We start from the raw sequence: 21,208 nt of genomic DNA, 5'->3' as shown, positions 1-21,208 counted from the left end.
TGTTTATCCTTAGAGGACCACTCCCATCAAACCTCGAATTGGAGGCGTTGGATTATCGCGCCCGATTGAAGGAGCTCGGCTAGTCACAATCAGCGTTTGCACCCGAACCGGCATCGAGGCCGTTTAACCACATGAATCAGCCCGCACCGAATAGCATAGCGACAACGTCCCAAGCGATCTCGCGCGAGCAGCTTTACGACGCCGTCTGGTCGAAGCCAGCCACGCATCTTGCTGCACAGTATGGCGTCTCCGACAGTTTTTTAGCTCGCGTGTGTAAGCGGCTGCGCGTGCCCAGGCCCAATCCAGGCTACTGGGCCAAACTAGCCGTCGGCAAAGCCCCGTCCAAGCCGGGCTTGCCGGCTGCCGAGCCAGGCGACGAAACACACTGGTGTCCGGCGTCACCACATCCTGCACAGCGGCGAACCAAGCCGCAGGCCGCCACGAGAGCAGACACCGCGAATGTGGCCACAGCAAAGCCTGCCGCAAGAGAATCCGCTAGCGCTTCTGCAGCCACCGAGCCACAAGTCGATAGTTTGCACAGCCCAACTGCCACAACAGCATCAGCGAAACGTCTGACGCCACAGAAACGGATGCCCGCTACCCATCCGCTTATCGAAGGAGCCATCGGCTTGATCCCCCAGGGCAGAACCTCCAGGGAAGGCTACTGTAAGCCTCGCAAGCGCTTATTGCCCGATATCGTCACTTCCGAAGAGCAGCTCGAGACCATCGTCCGTCTGGCAAACAAGTTCTATAGGCACTTGGAAGCCCATGGGCACCGAGTGCGTCTATCGAATGTCGGTGACAGTTTCCACCGACAGCCAATCGATCCTCGAACGGTCCGCAACCTATCGGGCCACTACGACTCTCTTTGGACCCCAGAGCGGCCCACTGTCGTGTATGTCGAAGGAATAGCGATTGGCCTTACCCTGTTCGAGTCGCTGAACGAGCAGGAAATGCAGTACGTTCGAGGCGAATATGTACCGGTATCGTCACTAAGCAAAACGGCTAAGATCCTACGGGGTGAAGCTACCTGGACCACACGTCGCCTTGTACCCTCGGGCGAGTTCTGCCTGCAAGCGTACTCACCCTACCAGTCGACAGAATGGACCAAGCAATGGCATGGTACTGCGAATGCAATGGGCGCCCAAGTCGATGAAATTGTCGCCACCCTTCAAGCCGCGCCCCCAGCGATCAGTACCCTGGTTGAAGAGGCACGGCTGGCCGCCGAGAAGTGGCGCCGTGAATGGGACGAGTCGATGGCCAGGCACCGGCGAGAGGAACAGGCCAAACGCCACGCCAAGGCCATTGAGGCCTCACGCACCGAACTGCTTGCGATCATCGCAGAGTGGAACGAGAGCAAACGTATCGCAGCATTCTTTGAGGAAGTGCTCGCCCAAGCCGAAGATGCCCTGAAAGAGGTGCGTGTGCAGATCGCTAACAAGCTAGCTGCAGCCCAGCGGCTTTGGGGCGGAAAAGACGCACTGGCTCGATTGGCGAAATGGCACGCTCCAGATGATATCAATGAAACGTTAGGTACTACCCCAAAGCAATAGACGTTCGGAATCTATGTACCAAAAATAAGGCTGCACGCATCTGAAATGGAAGACTAGCGGCTATCCAAATGCAGCCCCTCTTGCCTATGTTCACCGCTTAGCCAGGCCTTATCCGCACACCGTATCCATTAGTAGAAAAAAAGCCCATAATACTGTATATTAATACAGTATTATGGGCTTTGAGTCACTGCAGAACACGTCGCCAGCTTGCTGCGAACAGACGGAGCGGCAGGATGCTTGGCAGAAGGAATGGGGCTTCTCGTTTATTGGTTACAGGCTGAGGTAGCCGCAATGTCTTCTGCGACTACCTCAGCTGGCCAATCAGAGCTTAGATGCGAGGATGCTGCAGGGCTGCTGTCTTGCAGCATCCAGCGCGCGCTGCCGCACGCCGCCCTAACCCCAGCCGCTGTCCAAAGGGACCGCGACGGTTAATCAGTATAAAATCATCCGAGCGGCGCAGCCGGGGATTGCAGCCCCGACTCCGCCTGACCACCAACCCTACTATCTGGAGTAGAGCCATGGCTACCAAATATAATATGACAAAAAAGACATCGACGTTACGCACTATCGACCTGTTCTGCGGCGCAGGCGGGATTACTGAGGGTTTTCGCGAAGCTGGCTATGTCAGCCTGTACGGCAACGATGTGATGCCCGAGGCGATCGAGACCTTCAAGCTTAACCATCCGGGCGCTATCGCAGACTGCCGGCCGATTGAAGACGTCGACCCTGCTGAAGTTCGCACGCAGCTGGGTTTGCAGCCTGGCGAGCTGGATGTGCTGGTCGGCGGGCCGCCATGCCAGGGATTCTCGATCAACGCACCAGAACGGTTTCTAGACGATCCTCGAAACAAGCTGTTCACACACTATGAGCGCTTCCTTGAGGAATTCATGCCTAAGACGTTCTTATTTGAGAACGTGCCAGGCTTGATGTCGCTGGACGATGGCAAGGTGTTTCGCCACATTATCCGAATCTTCACGGACCTGGGCTACCACGTCACAGCCAAAATCCTATTTGCAGCACACTATGGTGTGCCGCAGGAGCGGTGGCGCTTAATCCTGCTGGGATCGCGCCACTCGGAAGTGCAGCATCCCGAACCCACCCATTTCGCGACTGGACGCGCCAATTTCCGGGGAGGCGGCACAATGACGTTCCAGCTCCTCGAGAGTGACCGCGAACGGCTACTGCCCCATGTGACCGTAGGTGAGGCAATAGGCGACTTGCCCCGCCTCGAGATGGGCGAAGGGGCCGAAGTCATCGGCTACACCATTGACGCGCACAGCCCCTATGCGCATGCCATGCGTAATGGCGCCGAAATAACGTACAACCACTATGCCGCCAAACTGTTCAAACAGAACATTGAGCGCATGAAGCATGTAAAGCCGGGGGGATCATGGCGCGACATTCCGCATGAGCTGCTGCCCAAAGGCATGCAGCGCGCCCGCAAGACGGATCACACCAAGCGCTACGGAAGGCTACGCAATGACGGTTTATCAGGCACGATGCTGACCAAGTGTGACCCGCATTGGGGAACGGTATTCTTGCCCGATCAAGACCGGACCCTGACTGTTCGCGAAGCTGCGCGTTTCCAGTCTTTTCCGGATACCTATAAGTTTATAGGCTCACGCGTCTCACAGTATGAGCAGGTAGGTAATGCTGTGCCTGTCTTGATGGCCAAAGCCATTGCCGTCCAGCTGCAAGCGCACCTGGAGCTGGCGAAGCCCAAAACCAAGACTGCCAAGGCGAAAGCCGTGGCCCAGCAGGCTGCCTAAGTCACGTCTCGCCGCCTACCGGAGCATCGGGCGGCGGGCCTCCCTCGTTCTCATCCTCGTGTGTAAGCAGGTCAATCGCCTCACTAGGCGATGCGGGCCTCTTTGTGTTGATTCTGCTTTCGAAGACGGTCAACGGAACAGGCTTGCCACCGGTGAGCCCCTCGACAGATCGCTCTAAAGTGGTATAGCGCACTTCGTCACGCACGATGCGCGTTCGCAGTGCGCCATCAACCTCCTCAAACCGCACAACGAACCAGGCGATATCCGCATTGGAAATATCGCTCACGTTGTCCATGTCGCCAATCGAATCGAAAAAAGCGCGGTCCACCACTACCGCCATTTTTTTACCCCAGCGGCGCAATGTCGGCACCTTGATTTGCAGCTGTGGCATCAGCCGTTTTGGCCCACTGCTGCGATAGTCAGGCCGGCGCTTTCCAGCGGGATAAATCAGCCAGTCCACGGATGTGTCTTCGAACGCCTTAAACTCCCCTCGCATGGCATTTCCCGAAAAATAGACAGCCTGAATTTCTAACGCCGCCCATTCCATCGGTGCGCCTGGCGGGGTTTGCGTACTAACCAGAACCATGTCGATCCGGCCGACATCATCGCCGCCTTCGCTGTCTGTCGTAGCTCCAGCCTCTAGAAACCCAACCTCACTAATCTTTAACGGGTCCGGATCACCCAGAATCGTTTCGCCCACCCAGTTAAATACATCTAGCGACTCGTGGAACCGATAGGGACAGGTTGCCCGTAAATCGCCTGACCGGCCCTCAACAGGGATGCCCATCGCCCGGCCTGTAACTGGATGCTCACCATACGCATATAGCCGCAAGGAGCATACGCCGCCCTCCTTAGAGCATAGTGCACCTGCTACGCCGCCTGCCTTGAACGGGCAGGGCTGCGGTTCGCGGTCCTTTTTTTGCTTTAGGTTTTCTGCGCCAAAGTGCTGCCTTTGCTCGGGGGATAATTTAGTGATGTCATAGCCATACCACTCTCCAATTCCGAATCTGGGTGAGTTATCCCTAGGCTTTCTTGCTCTTGTCACCATGCCGCCCACTGCTCCCTTGTATCAATATGTTCCGGCATTGTACTAGTGCCTCAGCACTCCGCCCAACGGAATGGCACAACGTCTAGGGCGAAGCCCGCCGCTCATCGAAACCTTGCTGCCCTAAAGGCAAAGGTCAGCGCCGCCACAAGATCGAAACAATTGCGGAGAAAGCTACGCGCTATAGGCGGAGCTGGCAGGCTCAGGCCCCCAGTCTCAGCCAGCTCGCGAGCTGGTCTAATTTTAAGGCCTGCTCCTCTGGGGCCTTGCCACGAAAGCTACATTCCCACACTATAGAAACGCGCCACCCCTGCTCTCTAAGCTTAGCTTCTGCTGCATCTGCCCGAATCTGGTTCCTTTCGATCTTAGAATTCCAATAGTCTTGACGGGACAATGGCGGACGATATAGCCGACAGCCTTCATGCCCATGCCAAAAGCAGCCATGAACAAAAACAACCGCACCAAATTTAGGGAAAACCAAGTCTGGCTTGCCTGGCATGTGAGATTTATGCAATCGATACCGAAACCCGCGGGCAAATAATCCCCGCCGTACCACCATCTCCGGTTTAGTATCTTTGCTCCTGATTGCAGCCATGATCCGGCTGCGTATTTCCGGCGATACCTTATCAGCCAATTCAGTTCCTTGCTTATGCATCCACTTCTAATCTTACGTCTGGCTGCCGGCTCCCTACAAATACCCGATGTAGACGAGACCGCCAGCTAAAGGTCGCCCGTATGGCTGGTAGACATACCGGTACCGCTTTAGGATGCCTTAGGCGTTAAGTTCTCCACTCGTCTTTGCAACGAAAGCCCTTTGCACTCGGTGGTGTCAGGCTGTGGACTCAGGTGAGATAGCGGGCAAAGCCACACGCCAAGCATTGGCCTGTCGGCCCTGGATACTGCACCGGTACAAATCCGCCGTCCCCTTAGATTGATATATCACGAGCACAAGCGCCTATACAGGGATTAACAAGCTTCTCCTATCATTCATTGTGATTTTTTGATACATTTGATTGAATTTAGTTCGTTATCAACGATAAGCTGCTGCGTCATCCGGCAGCACCATCAACACCTATACAAGGTGCCTAAGGCTAAGTGCCAATTGGACACAAAAATATGTACGATTCAGACACCATAGCGTATGCAAAAGAAAACGAAAGCCTCATCGCTTGTCTAACATATCGATCCCATACTCACTCAGATGATCGATCATTGAATCGCCCGGAATTAATGAGAGATTATGCGAGGATCCTTTACTCATCTTCCTTTAGACGTTTACAGGGAAAGATGCAATTACTTGGTATTGATGCCAATAGATTCAATAGAAATCGCTTAACGCATAGCCTTGAAGTTGCTCAGATCGCACGGTCAATCGCATATGATTTAGGCCTTGAACATACCGTTGTTGCCGAGGCCGCTGCCTTGGCTCACGATATGGGAAATCCACCATTCGGACATTACGGTGAAGTCATTCTCAATGAGCTTACTGATGAGTGTGGTGGATACGAAGGAAATGCTCAAGCCTTTCGTATATTAAGAACTCTAGAAAGAAAACATCATGCATATGATGGTTTAAACTTGAATATACGAACGCTACTGGCAATCACAAAATATTTTAGCAAACGAGCATCAAATAATAATAAATTTTTATATGACCAAGATTATGACTTCCTCTCACAGGAATTAAATAAAAACTCTCTTAACATAACGAAAAGTATTGATGCGGAGATTATGGATCTGGCGGACGAAATCGCATACGCTGCCCATGACTTGGAAGATGCACTCAGTTTTGGAATGATCACTCTTGGAGAGATTGTGCATGAGTTCAAAATTAATGAAAAATATAAAGAAGCCTATCCTATATTTTCCAAAATAACTCAGGCGGTACAGCAGGAAGCCATGCAATCAAAAAGAATGAAATCATCTGAAGAATATGCAATAGTTCTCAAGAAAGAACTTACATCTAAAATCGTAAATACCTTGTGCTCTGACATAGGACTTGTTGATGGGAAATTAGGATATAAAGAACATGGGAAATTGGCTGAAGGCCTAAAAAAACTATTATTTAAAGCCGTTCTTAGAAAAAAAGATGTCCAGCTTTATGAGCTTAAGGGAGAAAGAATTATTCGCGGCTTGTTTGAAGTTTACAGCGACAAAAAGTTCAACAAAGACAACAAGCTCCTTCCCCCAGAACTGAGAGCTATTAATGACCATGATAAACGGCTGGTTGCTGATTACATTTCGGGGATGATGGACTATTACGCAGCCAATGAATATGAAAAATATTTTGGCCCGGGAAGCATTGATAAATATTATTTTAATTAACAGCAGGTTTTATCGCAGCGACCCATCCAACTAACATACCGTGTCCAAGCCATGGCCGTCCCTCGTTGACCGCTTGAAGTCTATCACCAAGGTCCCGACCCGAAACGGCCACTCGCGCCGCGTAATATTGGTCAGCGAGACGATGGGTGTGAGTTTTCGTCCTCGACGATTAAGTGTCGCATTATTCCGCTAGAGTGCGGACATGCAAATCCTTTCCGCGAGTGCTTCACCTGACCGTAACGTACCCATGCTGGAGGTCATCGAGGCTATGCTCAGGGCGCTTCGATTCTATGGAGGAAATAGCATTTATGACAGAAAAATCCAACGGCGTTACTGCGACGGAGAGGTTGCTCGCAGAGTTCTGCGAGCGCTCATTCCTCAAGCTCTGGAGCTATCCGAACCCCTATAAAGATGATGGGCACGAATTGTGTGACCTGCTCGCGGTGTTCGGCAACTACGTCTTCATTTTTTTCGACCGCAAAAACGAACTGCCCGAGGTTTCCGACAAGGATCCGCAAGTTCTATGGGACCGCTGGAAGCGCAATGTCATCGACCGCCAGATCAAGACCGCGCACGGTGCAGAACGCTACATACGCAGCGGCAGACCGATTTTTTTGAATGCGAAGCTGGAAAAGCAATTCCCTATCGTGTTCGACTGCGACAAGGCCGTCATCCACAAAATCGTCATCGCCCACGGAGCGATGGAGGCTTGTGAACGAGCATCTCCACAGAACATCTACGGCAGTCTCGCGATTTCTTACTCGGATACCGCTAAAGGCTCCCCGCATCCATTCCACATCGAACTTGACAGACATAATCCGGTCCACCTATTCGACAGCCACAACATGCCCATCGTGTTGCAAGAACTAGATACGGTCAGCGATTTCTCCACATATCTCGACGAGAAGGTCCGGGCCGTCTCGGTCTTCGACTACCTGAGTTATTGTGGTGAGGAGGACCTTCTCGGCCACTACCTTCTGAGCTATGACGCGGCGAGGAAGCGCCATGTCATAGGGCCGAAGGAGAAGGGTCAGATCAACGGTGTCATGATCGGCGAAGGAGAATGGCACGACTTTGTGCGGACCGAGCTCTACAAAAACACGAAGAATGAGAACCGTATTTCTTACTTCTGGGACGAGCTAATTCAACGCACTTGCCAAAACAGTCTGGATGGTACGCTCGGCGGCGACTGCGACATCCTGCGGGGCGAGAGCGCAATCTATGAAATGGTCAAAGAGCCGCGCTTTATGCGCAGAGGGCTCGCCGAGAAAATGCTTACTGCCGTCGAGCGCTTCCCCGAAACTGGGGATTTTACCCGGCAGGTGACCTTTCTACCCTCGTTCGAGCCAAACGTCGGCTATGTCCTTCTGCAGTTGCGCACCCCCGATGCCTTCCGCGCCGAACCCGATTACCGTGGGAAGCGGCTGACCCTCCTTGAGATCGCGTGCGGAGCGGCGAAGAACAAGTTTCCGCAGTTGGTGAAAGTTATCGGAATCGGCATTGACGCTCCCAAGTTCTCAGGTGGCACAGTCGCCGAAGACTTCATTCTCATGCCTTGCAAGGCATGGACCGACGAGATGAAGACCCACTACAAAGAGTTAAACAGAGAGTGGAACTTCTTCGGTACGCCCGCACTCCGTCAGTTTACCGACCGGGTCACGCAATTCGTACCACCACCGCGACTAAGCCGAAGGTCAAGCTCTAGCAAGGTAGGCCGCAATGATCCCTGTCCTTGTGGGTCCGGGAAGAAGTACAAGAAATGCCATGGGTAGGTAAAAATTGTTCATCACAAATAGGTACCGCACTCTTCGGCTCTTGAGCGCATCGGTATGCAGCAACACCTCAAATGACTGTCCCGGCGACTGACGAGCGTGTGGTCCTTGTGGATACGAAACAAGCTAAACCCCGACGAGGCTATTACCGAACGATCATTGACCAGCTCAGCATTGTGAGCGCTCATCAATTAGTCGAGCAACATCGCTTGCACGAAAATAAACACGCCGACCGATTTTTTTCTTAGCGGGGTACCACGTTCGCGCAAACTCCGAATTGCCTTGCAACGCTATGCGCAATCCGTCCCGACTACGCTTGAGAACCTCTGCTAAATCATCTAGAGATAAGAGGATGCCGTAGCGCTCAATGAGTTGTGCCTCTGTCGTCATTCCGTCAACTGCCATAGCTGCTACTCCTGCGACGAATCGGCGCGTTTCGTTCCAGGCGGAATCGCACGCGCGAGCACCCGGCGATGCCGATATGGTTGATACTTCCCCAGGCTAGTCCTCCCGCTCGTCTTTTCGGCAGCACTTGGGGGATCCTGCAGATCTCTTTGCTCTTGGCCTCCCCCAATGAGCTCCTTGCGCAAATTCGCTACTCTCTCGGCAGCTTCCCGCACCGGGTTATCCTCGGCGTGAACATACCGCATGAACATGGTTGCCGTTTTATGCGCCGTCAACGCCATACCAATCTTGACCGACACCCCGGAATTGGCAATGTCAGTCGCCGCTCGATGGCGAATACCGTGCGTGCCGACATGGGAAACCTCGGCACGCTCCAGAATGCGGGTCCAGCCGTTCTTATAGGTTCTCTCCGACATCGGCTGGTCGCCGTCGAAGACGCTCGGGCAGACATAGGGCGACCCTTCAATGCGTGGGGCCGATGAAAGAAGCTGATAAGCATCTTCGCTCATGGGCTTGGACATTTTCCCCGTCTTACTGTCCGGCCAAGCGACGCGGCGATTCTCAAAATCCACCCAGGCCCATTCCAACAGCCGAATCTCGGACATGCGAGCAGCAAATAAAAATTGCAGGCGAATACCCAATGTCAGCAGTGGATGCTCCAAGCCTTCCTCATCAGCTCGATCCAGATATTCGTAAATGCGCACCAACTCATCATCAGTGATGAATCGCGTTGTGCCTTTCTCGGGGTACATCGGGACGTGCCGGCAGGGGTTGGAACCGCCCGGACGATAACCCCATACGTCCGCCATATTCAGCATTTTGCGTAAGCAGGCGAACCCCCGATTGCTCGTAGAGGGGATATGCGAACGTCGCTGCATCATTTCACTCACGTCGGCCCGTGTCAGATCCGGAACCTTGATGCGACCCAAGGTCGGTATGATGTAGCGGTTGATGTGGTCTTGATAGTTCACAACGGTGCTCGGCTTATTGCGCGGCGTTGAGTATTCTTCGATGAATTTTTTGCATAATTCCTTAACAGTAAGCGCTTGTCGTGCCGCAGCCTTCTCCGCACTTGGATCATGTCCTTTGCGAATATCAGCAAACCAGTCTCGCGCAATGTCGCGAGCCTGCTCGACGGTCAACTCACCGAATTTGCCAATCGTGGGTTTTCGACGCTCTCCCGAATTGGTACGATACTGAAGGGCAAATATTTTTCTGCCCTTAGTCGTGACTTTGCAATGAAAGCCTGGGACAACGGTATCGCGCAGTTCATAATCTTTGCCCTGCGGTACTGCGGTTTCTATTACGGTCTTGGTAAGCTTTAAGGTAGCCATGACGCCTCTAGTCAGTGACGATTTCCAGGTGCCAAATAGGAGCCACCGGAAGGTAAAACCCATCCAAAACCGTCTAATTGAAGCGTAAAACCAACCCGGGCTATCCCTCCGGAAAACCAAGCCCAGCAAAGCTTAGCGTGCTCCAGAGGATTTTATCTTCTCAAATTTTTTGATTCTCAAAATCCCTCGCCGCAAGCTGAACTGAACGGTCTGCACCAGATGTGATCGTTTCCTCTTTTGCCTGCATGGAAGACTTGCCGCGCAGGCTAGTTCAAAGCATCAGCTAAAGTTACACTCAAGATCACACTGCGACAAAGGTCCTCCACATGCATAAATTGATACCAGACGCTCTGCTCGCCGCTCTCGACGAGGCCGCTCTAGGACTCAATCAAGTAGAAGCTCTTGCGCAACTTGGCCTTGATGACCCTGTACAGGCACAAGCGGCCTTGTTGGCAATTAAGACATGCGTGCTTGAGGCCAAAGAACACGTGATGGATATCGTGCAGGGCCTCAGTGGCGAGTATCCAGAAATACGGAATTGACGCTGCGACCCATCTATTCCTCCTCTCGTTGATAAGTATCAAACCGACGCATAGACAATCACGATCGTGATAAATAGACTCGTCTATCGGCTGAAATCGGCCATAGAACGAGATGATCGCATGTCATACCAATATTCCAAACGACCCGTGAAACTAGCTGTTGGTGTTTACGTCGCTTCAAGTAGTTTGTTGACATTACCTTGTCAGCCTGTGATAGCGCAGCTACTCAGTGCGGACGGCATCACAGTTTCTGCGAGCGGCACCTTCACGACTGCGCCCAGTGAAACTGGGCTATGGGCTTTGAGTGGTGGTGTCATCAACGGAATCGGGCCTGTATTCATCACGGGAGATGGCTTCGGCGCGTGGGCACAGTCCGGCGGCCTTATCACCCTCGATGGCGGTTCAGTGACCACTAAGCAAACCGGGCTCTATACTACCGATGGCGGTGCGATTATCGCCACGGGAACCACCATAGCCACAGACAGCATCGGAGCGCACATAACCAATTTCGGTAATCTGGCTGAGAGCGCTATTACCCTAGTGGACGTCGATATCACGACCACAACAGACTACGGGCATGGGGTTAATGTCGAGAACGCTGGCAGCGTATTTTCTATGTCGAAAGGCTCGATAGTCACTCACGGTGACATAGCTCGTGGTGTGACGACTACGTACAACGGAACAAGCTCGCTGAACGATGTGGTGATTAGCACGAGCGGTTATTTAGCTTCCGGTGTGACGACTACGTCCAACGGAACAAGCTCGCTGAACAATGTGGTGATTAGCACGAGCGGTGTAGCATCTCCCGGTGTAGCTGCAAATTTAGGAGGGAAAGTGACGCTGACAGGGGGATCAGTGACCACGACCGGGGCTAATTCGGCGGGTCTTCAGGTTCTTAACATGTACGACCACACACCGGTCGATGCCAGCGGTGTCTCGATTAGGACGAGTAGCATAAACTCGCACGCAGTGGATTGGAGTAACAGCGCGAACGACACGATAACCTTGGGTAGCAGCACACTACAGGCACTGGGGCAAGATAGCCACGGTTTATATGCGAGGAACACCCGCGATGCCACCGCCGTGTTAGTGGATAGCTCTGTGAAATCCGAGCATGGCGTCGCCATTTATGCGAATAACGGCGAATTAAACGTCTCGATGAACAACTCCACAGCTATTGGCGGCGGTGCCCTACTCGCCACGGCCGCAGGCGCGGGCATATACCCTGCTCTCAACGTAGTTGCGAGCAACAATTCCGTGCTAACGGGTGCCGCTCATATGTTGGGCGAGCGCTACACACAGGTGACTTCTTCGCTTTCCTTGCACAGCGGCTCTGTGTGGAACATGACCGGCGACTCTGTGCTGACCAGCCTAACGCTGGACTCGGGGGCTGTCTTCAGTACCCCGTTTGCGGCAAACACCTACAAAACACTGACGACCGGCACCCTGAATTCGACTGATGGTGTCATTGGCTTGAACACCTGGCTGGGTGGCGATGACTCGCCCTCGGATAAGGTAGTGATCAACACTACAAACCCAGTCGGAGGGCAAACGCGCTTGCGTATCCGGAATACCGGTGGCGTTGGCGACCTGACGACCGCAAACGGCATCGAGGTCGTCAAGAGAGTCGAGATAGAGGAGATTACCGAGCCGCAAGTGCAACTCAGTAGGGCTTCGACACTCATCCACAGTGAGGCATCTGAAGGAAGCTTTGCCCTGGATGGCCGCGTGGTGGCCGGCGCCTACGAGTACCAGTTGTATCGCGGTGGTAGTCAAGTGTCCGAGGCCGACAACTGGTATTTGCGCTCACAACGTAATATCGAGCCTCCAGTATTGCCCGAAACTGAGCCACCCGAAGCTCCTGATACCGATCTTCCCGTATCGCCTAAACCCGAGCCCGTTCCACCTGTAGCGCCACCCTCACCTTCGCCCGCCCCCACTCCGGCACCCCTTTACCGCCCGGAAGTCGCTGCCTACCTGGCCAATCAACGCCTGGTCGGTCAGATGTTCGTGCAGTCCCTGCATGACCGCCAAGGCAGCCTGCAACTCACCGGGAACGGCCAGGACACCACATCCTCCGACAAGCACGGTTCAGCCTGGCTGCGCAGCACACGGACGTGGGGGGCCAGCAACAGTCAGGATGCGAACTTCCACGTCGACACAGACTTGCTTTTGCTGCAAGGCGGCGGCGATGTCGCGAAATGGGGTGTAGGTTCGCAGGCAGGCCGCATCCACGTAGGAACCATGTTCGGTTACGGTGTTGCCGACAGCAAGGTACGCGCCGACGGCAACACCGCCCAGGCCCGCGGCAAGGTCGAAGGTTACAACGGCGGGGTGTATGCCACGTGGTTCCAGAATGCCGACACGCAGCTAGGCGCCTATGTCGACCTTTGGACCCAGTACGGCTGGTTTAACAACCGTGTCGAGGGCGAGGGGCTGCCTGCAGTCCGCTACGATTCGCGCGCCTGGTCGGTATCCGGCGAAGCGGGCTACGCGTTCAAAGCATCTGGCGACTGGATGATCGAACCCCAAGCGCAGCTGACTTATGTTCGTGTGAAAACGGACAGCGTCACCGAGGACAATGGCACGCAGGTCGATCAGGCCAATTCCCATAGTGTAATAAGCCGCCTGGGCGTGCGCACCTATCGCAATATCGAGCTGAACCATGGGCGCCGGGTGCAGCCGTTTGCCACCGTGAACTGGTGGCATACCCGCGCCGACAGCACTGTTTCCTTTGACGCACTGCAAATGGGACAGCTGTATCCCAAAAACCGGGCCGAACTCAAAGTGGGCGTGAATGCCGATTTGGCCAAGGGCTGGACCGGCTGGGCGAGCCTCGCAGGCTCGTGGGGTGCGCAGGGCTACCATCAGTATGGCGGCAGAGCCGGTGTGAAATACACCTGGTGATTACATGCTAGGTATCGCGTCGGTTTGCGCTTAACGCTATGCACGTTCTTGATAAAAGAGTCCCGGCGGACGGGACTCAATTGGCCACCCTCACCTGCTGTCTACCCATCGATACGTGGTGCCCGGCGCCACCTTAAACTCTTCGGTCAGGTGGTGGCGCAGCATGAGCCACATTCACGTCGGCACTTGGCGTGACGACTCCACAGGCCCTATGCAAGTGTTTTCTGGATCTATTGGCCGTGAAAAAAATCATTTTGAAGCGCCTCCGGCCAACTGCCTGGCTGAAATGGTTCCTGGCAACTTTACTAAAAGCTGTCGAACAAGCACATGGCACTTTGGATCAAGTGCTGGCCAAGGCGAAGTTCTGGCAACAGGCCGCAACGATCCCCATGAATGCGCGCCAGATCAAGGTGCTGAATCGGCTGCTGGACGGATTTGCAGGGAAGCTGACAACGAGTAAATGGGCTGCGGCACGCCTTGGCATAGACCGCAACACACTCTAGAAGGGCACCATGACTTTCAATGTCCCGCTATGGCTCTGGGCATGACTGGAAAATTCACCGTCATATTGCAGGCGGAAATCCACGCCTTCCACATTCGACACCTGCAAGCCAAAGCCCAGCCGGCCAATGACATTGTCCATAGGCATAGACGTCTCGAAGTCGCCAGAACCGACGGGAGCGCCTTGCAGGCTGGCTCTCACTTTATAGCTGTCCTGGGACAAGAGTGACACTCCCGCATAAGCGAACGGACGCATGACGGCGCCATTGTTGAGTTCGACTCGGCCCCCCACTTCAATCATGGGCGACAGTCCAATGACGAATTGGTTGCTATCCTGCACGGTTAAATGCGTATCGCCTCGCGATTCCGTATAACCAGGCATGCGCGTGTAGTTGACATCCAGATCTACGTAGGGTTTGACATAGAAGCTGTCCTTCGCAAAGGTGCGTGCGACGCGCAATCGCGCAGCCGCGCTGTACACATCCTGGTCCGACGACGCCGTGCTTTGCAGATTCGGAATGCGCAAGCTTCGGTCGATATCATAATTTCCATAGCCCGCACCCATCCCGCCTGAAAACACCCATGGGCCAGCCTGATGCTTGAGCACTACACCAAGATAGCCCAATGAGCCGTCGCCGCTGACACGGCTATCGTCATCTTTCAGGCGGGCGGTCTGGTAGGCCGCAGACCCGCCAACAAACCAGTTTGGCCGGAACTCGCGCTGCCCACCGAACTGATAAGTTACGCTCTCGAAAGAATGCCCTGAAACGCCATCGTGGCTGTCTTGACTGGTATTGCGCCCTGTCACCTGCCCCCAAAGGCAATCCTGTTCTCCGGCCAGTGCATCCCCTCCGAAAAATGCCGGACAAGACATCATATTGCCGGCAAATTGGCTCATGCCTGCATTCATTTGGGCAGCGGTCGCAAGGCTGACGCCCGGAGACAAATCCGAGATCATGTCAGCGTAGGCATCTGCACCATTGCGAGAGCCCATATCCAGCGAGGCAAACAAAGGAGCCATTGCCGAGTTGCCGCCCAGGTCCCAGCTTCGCTGCAGATGTTCGGCCACGGCGTGTTGATTCGGCTCCAGCCTCATGGACTCAGCGGCAAAATCAGTGGAAGCCGCCCTCACTCGCACGTGCCTGCCGTCCAGTCTGGCATCGTAGTCAACCACAGGGCTGTCTTTGGCTTTGGGGGCTCCCTGGATATCGCCATGCAGTGTGGCCACGGTAACCTCGCGATCCGGCAACAGGGCAAACGGTTGGACATTGACTTGGCCATTCAGACGAGTATCGCCCTGCACTACCATGCGCGGAGACTTGAGCTTGTCGAAATCTACGTCAGCCTGCAAGATGCCGGCTGACTGCAGATTGAAGTCACCTGTGACCGACAGCGTGCTGAATGCGCCAGGCTTGCCTATGACGACCAGGCCGGCATTGTCGATATTGGCCTGGTAGAGGGTGGCATCGCTCAAGATGCCGCTTTCAGCATTGTTGACATCGCAGGCCACTTGGCCGGCAGCACCGCTGCATTCGATGTTGCCGTAGATTCCCCCTGCGTTGTTGGCCGTCAGCGACGCTGGGGCGGCGGTGTTGTGTACGAGTGCTTTCTGGGACTGATTGCTGTCCGGACCGTCAAAATGTATAGCGCTGCCCCCTTCCGAGGCAATCACGTTGCCGGTCCCATTAATATTCAGATAATTCTGGTTGTCGCCAACAAGCCACACACCGTAGGCGCCAGAACCCGTTCCACCTGTAACCAAGCCGTTGACATTGACGGTAACTACTCCAGACCCTTGGGAACCGGCGCTTTGCGCGAAAATGCCTGTTGAACCTGCCCCTAAAGCATTGATTGTTCCGGACTGATTGACCGTCACGTTGCCCGCGGCTTGCGTAGCTTGCCCGCCGTTGCTGCCTGCAAAATTGGCTGTGCTGTCTGAGCCCAACCCGCCACCGCCGCTGATCGATTGTGCGATGACACCAAATGCTGAGTCACTCGCCGTGGAGATCGAGCCATTTGTCGTGACGCTTACATCATGGCCGTTACCGAAACTCGACTGGCCTCCGGCCGAGCCGGACCAAGCCGAGGGATCAAGTTTAAACGGCCCGGTACCATTACCAGCAATCCCTCCACCGCCGCCTATGGACTGCGCCACAATCGCGTGTGCAGCCAAACCGGAAGTAGAGATGCTGCTGCCAGGCAGCAGATTCACATTGACGCTGCCACCGTCTCCACCACTGTTGTCCCGCCCACCGAGCGATACACTGGTAAAGTTGTGCGAAGCTCCACCGCCGCCTATCCCTCCGCCTCCGCCTATCGATTGGGCAACGATGCCGAGTGACCGGTATCCTGATGTTTTTATGGCGGCGCCGGTTTCTATATTCACCGCGCCTCCATTACCGGCACTTCCCCCGCTGCCTCCTACATTCAAGGCTATATTGTGGCTCTGTTCCCCGTCGGAATTCGTGCTATTGCCCACGCCACCGACACCGCCACCGCCACCTATCGACTGGGCCACCAAGGCAGATGAGTCCATACCTGTTGTCGTAACGGCTATCCAATTTCCGGCGCCACCACTTTGTATGGCTCCACCCGAGCCGGATGCTCCGCCGCTGCCGCCATCTGAACCACCTATGGTCAGCGAGCCCGCAGCGTGGTCAGACCCGTCGCCGCCTTGTCCGCCGCCACCGCCTATGGACTGCATCAACACGCCATAAGCCAAATAGCCTGACGTGACGATATGGCCATCGTAGTCACCGCTGAACGTGTAGTTGATGGGCCCGCCATCGTTACCACTCCCCCCGGAACCACCCACTGCTATATCGACATTGGCAGTAGCTTTACTGCCCGACGCAATTGAGGAGCCGCCGGTTCCACCGCCACCGCCTATGGACTGAGCCACAATGCCGTCAGCCCAGTCACCTTGTGTGTTGATCTGGCCGGCATGATACAAATTGACTGTGCCGCCCTTGCCACCTGAACCACCTTTTCCTCCTACTGACACACCCAGCGTGTACTTGACTTCCGCATCCTCGGCCTCTTCCTCCTCGCCCTCGCCGCTTGATAAGTCGCTCAAACGCTCAAGAATGGGCTTGGATACGGCATCGGCGCCTATGGATCCGCCCAGGCCGCCACCGCCCCCTATCGATTGCGCCATGACACCATCGGCATCGGCACTCATCGTCTGAATCACACCGCTGGTATAGGTATTGACTGTGCCGCCTCCTCCCCCGTTGCCTCCGGACATCCCCACACCGACAGACAAGTTCCCGCCAACCCCCTCGGCGCCTGCACCCAACGAGAGCGTGCCGCCTTGTGATGCACCGCCGCCGCCGCCGATGGACTGAGCCACAATACCGCGTGAACCCGAGCCCAGCGTCTGGATAGTGTGGTTGCGATTCTGGGTCACTGTCACTGTGTCGCCATAGCCACCGCCGCCACCTGCGCCTCCCAGGGCTACCGTAGCCGTGACACTAAGCAGGCCGCCCACGTCATTGGTGTTGCTGCTACCCATGCCGCCATTGCCGCCTCCGCCGCCGATCGACTGAGCCAAGACACCGTTGGCATAGTGCCCGTAGGTCACGATGGAGGAAGGCAGGGGAGTACTGCCCGGCGGCACTGAAATAGGATCCACTGCCACTGGCGTAACGCCTGCGTCGCCCAAGCTGATATTGACGGCACCACCGGCGCTGCCGCCATCTTCGCTGCCACCGCCTTGACCTCCAAGCGATACCCCTCCCGTAAATTCGAGCGAATCCCCATCGCCGAGGGTCGTCGACATCACCGATGCATTGCCGCCATTACCACCCCCACCTCCAACGCTTTGCGCAAGCACGCCATGCGAACCATCCCCTAGAGTCGCCACCGATGTGCCGCCCGTCAGGCTGACGTCGACGAGGCAGTCAGCCGACCCGCAGGCGTTCTGGCCCGACCCGCCATTCCCTCCCATGGCAACCTGGAAGTTGAAGGCCAGTGAAGCGCCCTCTCCGGTCGGTACCGGCAGCATCAGGCTGTGGCTGCTGGCATCGCCACCATTGCCGCCACCGCCACCGATAGCCTGGGCCACTATGCCCATCGAATCGTTGGGCGCATAGGTTTCCGAACTGCTCCCCTGAGGTGGCAACCCTGTGATGATCTGACTATTATCCAGCGCGACGGTCACGTCGCTCGCAGAGCCTCCGTTACCACCGCTGCCGCCCAAGACATACCCCACACTAAAACCTACGTCTGCAGAATATGCAGACGCGCTGCCCCCGTTCCCGCCACCGCCGCCTATGGATTGCGCCACGATACCTGAGGAATATACGCCGCCGGTAGTGACGGACAATCCAGTGTGCTTGACGTCTACCGAACTGGCACTCCCCCCCCCACCACCCGTACCCCCCATCTGCAAGGATACGAGCGACACCACGCTGAAGCTGGTGTCGCTACCACCGTTACCCCCCCCTCCGCCTATGGATTGCGCCAATATGCCTATAGCCTGGTCGCCAAGCGTAGTGATGGATTCGGCCGCAGACGCTGCAGCGCCTCCACAGCCGCCGCTATTAGATATACACACAGGGCCGCCATTGCCGCCACCCTCTGCGCTACCGCCTATGCCTACGGAGACTCCGGCAGAAAAGTTCAGCGCGTCCCCTCCATTGCCACCGCCGCCGCCCACCGATTGAGCCAGCACACCTACCCCATAATCACCCGAGGTTTTCACAGTGCCCAGGCCGTGCAAATTCACCGTCGAGCCCGAACCGCCCCCCGAGCCCGTACCACCCACGCCGGCAATTCCCATGGCAGATCCCCCTGTGCCACCACCACCGCCTATGGACTGCGCCACGATCCCGGCAGCGGCAACGCCCTGTGTAGCTATCTGACCCGAATTGGTAACGGACACCTGTCCGCCTGAGGAATTAGTGTCGCCTTCCGCGCTGCCGCCTATGCTCAACCAGCCGGATGCCGAACCCGCGGCTCCGCCGCCGCCGCCAATCGAGTGAGTCACAATGCCATGGGCGCTATAGCCTTGCGTGGAAATGCTGCCGCCGTTCGTCACAGTGACCGTATTGGCGGCTCCGCCGCCGGCGCCATCACCGCCGAGCGAGACCAGGCCTCCTGTCTCGACACCGCCCGTGCCACCGCTACCAGCAATGGATTGCCCCAGTGCGCCGTATGCATGGTCGCCCGCGGTTACGATGTCTCCATTCAAGGTCAAGGTCACCGTACCCGCGTTGCCGCCATTGCCGCCATTGCCGCCCTGTCCTCCCAGGACACTGACAAAATCACCGCCTGTACCGCCACCACCGCCAAGCGAGTGGGCAGCAATGCCGCCCGCATAGTCGTTTTGCGTACTGATCCTTGTTCCTGCGTCGGTGGTTACCGTGACCACGCCCCCCGCTCCTCCCATGCCGCCACCTCCCGCCTGACCCGCCAGAGCGTCGGCATCCCCGCCATCGCCACCCTGGCCACCTATGCTTTGCGCCAATAGCCCGTATAGTGCTCCGCCTGACGTGCTCACGCTGGCGTTGCCGGTAAGGTTAATGGTTGTGTTGTATGCCGTGCCGCCCGTACCGCCGGTCTTGTCCTTGGGCGGCCCCTTGCCACCCTTGCCGCCAATGCTCTGGGCCACCATTGCTGCGCCGTCAATGCCGGGGGCGTTCGCTATATCCATGGTTACATTAGCCGATGAACCCACCGTCACTATGCCACCACTGCCACCATTGCCGCCAGGGTCGGAGTTGTCGTTGTCGACATCACTGCCATCCCCCGCCTGTGCCAGGCCACGAATCGCGAACATTCCGACCCCACCGCTTGAGTCGGTATCCCAGTACAGGCTGACAGGGGCTCTGTTATCAATGGTGACCCTGTTGGCATTGCCGGCAATCCCATTCTCGTTCCCACCCATGCCGCCAAGCGATTCAGCCAGTATTGCGCCGCCGTACGCCTGGCCCACGGCACGATTGTCGGTGGAGGTGCCCAGTGAAATAGCCTGCGTATTTGTAATAGTGACGTCGCCACCCGAACCGCCTGAGCCGCCATGTTGATCGCCTTCAGCACCACTGTTCTGGTTCCCGCCGTTGCCGCCGACGGTCGACGCCCGAAGAGCGATGAACGGAGCGCCAAAGTAACCGAGTGCGCCGTTCAGGGTGATATTCCCCGAGTTTGTTACATTGACCGTCCCCCCGTTGCCAGCGCCTCCACCATCTGAGTCGTTGTTGTCGTTGTCACTGTCGCCCGAACCGCCGAGCGACTTCGCATAGATGATGTGATTGTAGAAATTACAGCAGACGCCGGTGGCATTCAGAGTCATGCTGCCATCATTGGTGAACGTCAGGCTGCCGCCTTGGCCGCCATGGCCTTCATCCACACCCAGGCCACCTACCGTGGTAAGGAAATAAACACTGTCTTCATCTGTCGGTGCAGTCGTCGTGGTGGAGATAACAAAGTCGTCATAGTTGGTATAGTTGATGCCCGTCCCCGCCGCCCCGTCCTTCTCTCCACTTTTATCCTTGCCATTGGCTGCGTAGAACTCTAAGTTACGCGGCGTGGTGACAGTGTCCGCCAGGGTTGGATAGGCTGCCAGCATCAGGGATGCGCCCAGTGACAGGATCAAGCCCAAATGGGCTGGGTTGTTGCCGAAAATTGCGACTGAATCTTTTGCTTTTCTCATTGAGTCTACCTGTCTAGGGTGCGTTGTCGTGCAAAAGTTTCCCACCAAATAAGCCGGTCCGAAATATTTTTTCGACGAAAGAGCTATTTGAATCGGTGAAATAACATTGCCCGGGCCTACCAAATAAGTCCCGACCAGGTCACGTCCCTCCGACGAACTCACCGTATGCCCAATGATCCAGCCGAACTCCGGTTCTGTGCATGCCACGCTATCGTCAGCTATGACACACCCGCACGACTCCAGCGCGCTTATTACAAGTCCGGCCGCGCTGGATTGTTCTCGCTCAATGGCTGACTCCATCTATGAATGATGGACGTGATGTAGACCGTAAAGATAGGCAGGGTCGTCATGCCGGTCACAGCAAGCAGCGCAGTTGACACCTTCCCCACTGCTGTACTGG

General features: G+C 55.8%; 9 protein-coding genes and 2 pseudogenes. 7 read left to right on the top strand and 4 right to left on the bottom strand.

What is annotated here, in order from left to right:
• The first annotated feature begins 131 nt into the window (after positions 1-131).
• Together ABWO67_RS11795 and ABWO67_RS11790 are read left to right on the top strand one after the other, a co-directional pair.
• The gene (locus ABWO67_RS11795; protein WP_353151908.1) at positions 132-1,553 is read left to right on the top strand and encodes a FliH/SctL family protein; all 1,422 of its coding nucleotides are present in this window, start codon (positions 132-134) and stop codon (positions 1,551-1,553) included.
• Between the two features lie 518 nt (positions 1,554-2,071).
• A complete protein-coding gene (locus tag ABWO67_RS11790; RefSeq protein WP_353151907.1) occupies positions 2,072-3,322 on the top strand; it encodes a DNA cytosine methyltransferase in 1,251 nt (416 codons plus the stop codon).
• A gap of 1 nt (position 3,323) precedes the next feature.
• Here the strand turns inward: ABWO67_RS11790 and ABWO67_RS11785 are convergent, their stop codons facing one another.
• Together ABWO67_RS11785 and ABWO67_RS11780 are read right to left on the bottom strand one after the other, a co-directional pair.
• Entirely contained in the window at positions 3,324-4,370 is a 1,047-nt protein-coding gene (locus ABWO67_RS11785) for a NotI family restriction endonuclease (protein WP_353151906.1), read from the bottom strand.
• Between the two features lie 199 nt (positions 4,371-4,569).
• Complete coding sequence (locus tag ABWO67_RS11780; protein WP_353151905.1) at positions 4,570-5,022, bottom strand: very short patch repair endonuclease; 453 nt, start codon at positions 5,020-5,022, stop codon at positions 4,570-4,572.
• A 461-nt stretch (positions 5,023-5,483) separates the two neighbouring features.
• Between ABWO67_RS11780 and dgt the strand changes: the two genes are divergently transcribed.
• The gene (gene dgt, locus ABWO67_RS11775) at positions 5,484-6,692 is read left to right on the top strand and encodes a dGTP triphosphohydrolase (protein ID WP_353151904.1); all 1,209 of its coding nucleotides are present in this window, start codon (positions 5,484-5,486) and stop codon (positions 6,690-6,692) included.
• A gap of 1,691 nt (positions 6,693-8,383) precedes the next feature.
• Positions 8,384-8,464, top strand: a pseudogene (locus ABWO67_RS19330) (SEC-C metal-binding domain-containing protein); the annotation flags it as partial.
• 410 nt (positions 8,465-8,874) lie between these two features.
• On the opposite strand, the gene ABWO67_RS11765 reads toward ABWO67_RS19330, so the two are convergent.
• On the bottom strand, positions 8,875-10,203 hold the full coding sequence (locus ABWO67_RS11765) for a tyrosine-type recombinase/integrase (protein ID WP_353151902.1): 1,329 nt from the start codon (positions 10,201-10,203) through the stop codon (positions 8,875-8,877).
• A 326-nt stretch (positions 10,204-10,529) separates the two neighbouring features.
• Between ABWO67_RS11765 and ABWO67_RS11760 the strand changes: the two genes are divergently transcribed.
• The 3 genes and pseudogenes from ABWO67_RS11760 to ABWO67_RS11750 form a co-directional block, all read left to right on the top strand.
• Complete coding sequence (locus ABWO67_RS11760) at positions 10,530-10,745, top strand: hypothetical protein (protein WP_353151901.1); 216 nt, start codon at positions 10,530-10,532, stop codon at positions 10,743-10,745.
• A 210-nt stretch (positions 10,746-10,955) separates the two neighbouring features.
• Positions 10,956-13,652 carry an autotransporter family protein gene (locus tag ABWO67_RS11755; protein WP_353151900.1) on the top strand — a complete coding sequence of 899 codons (2,697 nt, stop codon included), beginning with the start codon at positions 10,956-10,958 and terminating at the stop codon, positions 13,650-13,652.
• A 154-nt stretch (positions 13,653-13,806) separates the two neighbouring features.
• Positions 13,807-14,122 (top strand): annotated as a pseudogene (locus tag ABWO67_RS11750) (hypothetical protein); the annotation flags it as partial.
• A 29-nt stretch (positions 14,123-14,151) separates the two neighbouring features.
• Here the strand turns inward: ABWO67_RS11750 and ABWO67_RS11745 are convergent.
• Positions 14,152-20,808 carry an autotransporter outer membrane beta-barrel domain-containing protein gene (locus ABWO67_RS11745; protein WP_353151899.1) on the bottom strand — a complete coding sequence of 2,219 codons (6,657 nt, stop codon included), beginning with the start codon at positions 20,806-20,808 and terminating at the stop codon, positions 14,152-14,154.
• Positions 20,809-21,208 lie beyond the last annotated feature (400 nt).

Source organism: Pollutimonas bauzanensis (assembly GCF_040393045.1).
GTDB lineage: Bacteria > Pseudomonadota > Gammaproteobacteria > Burkholderiales > Burkholderiaceae_B > Pollutimonas > Pollutimonas bauzanensis_A.
The sequence above is the reverse complement of the archived record's forward strand: the minus strand, read 5'-3'. Positions and strand labels throughout refer to the sequence as shown.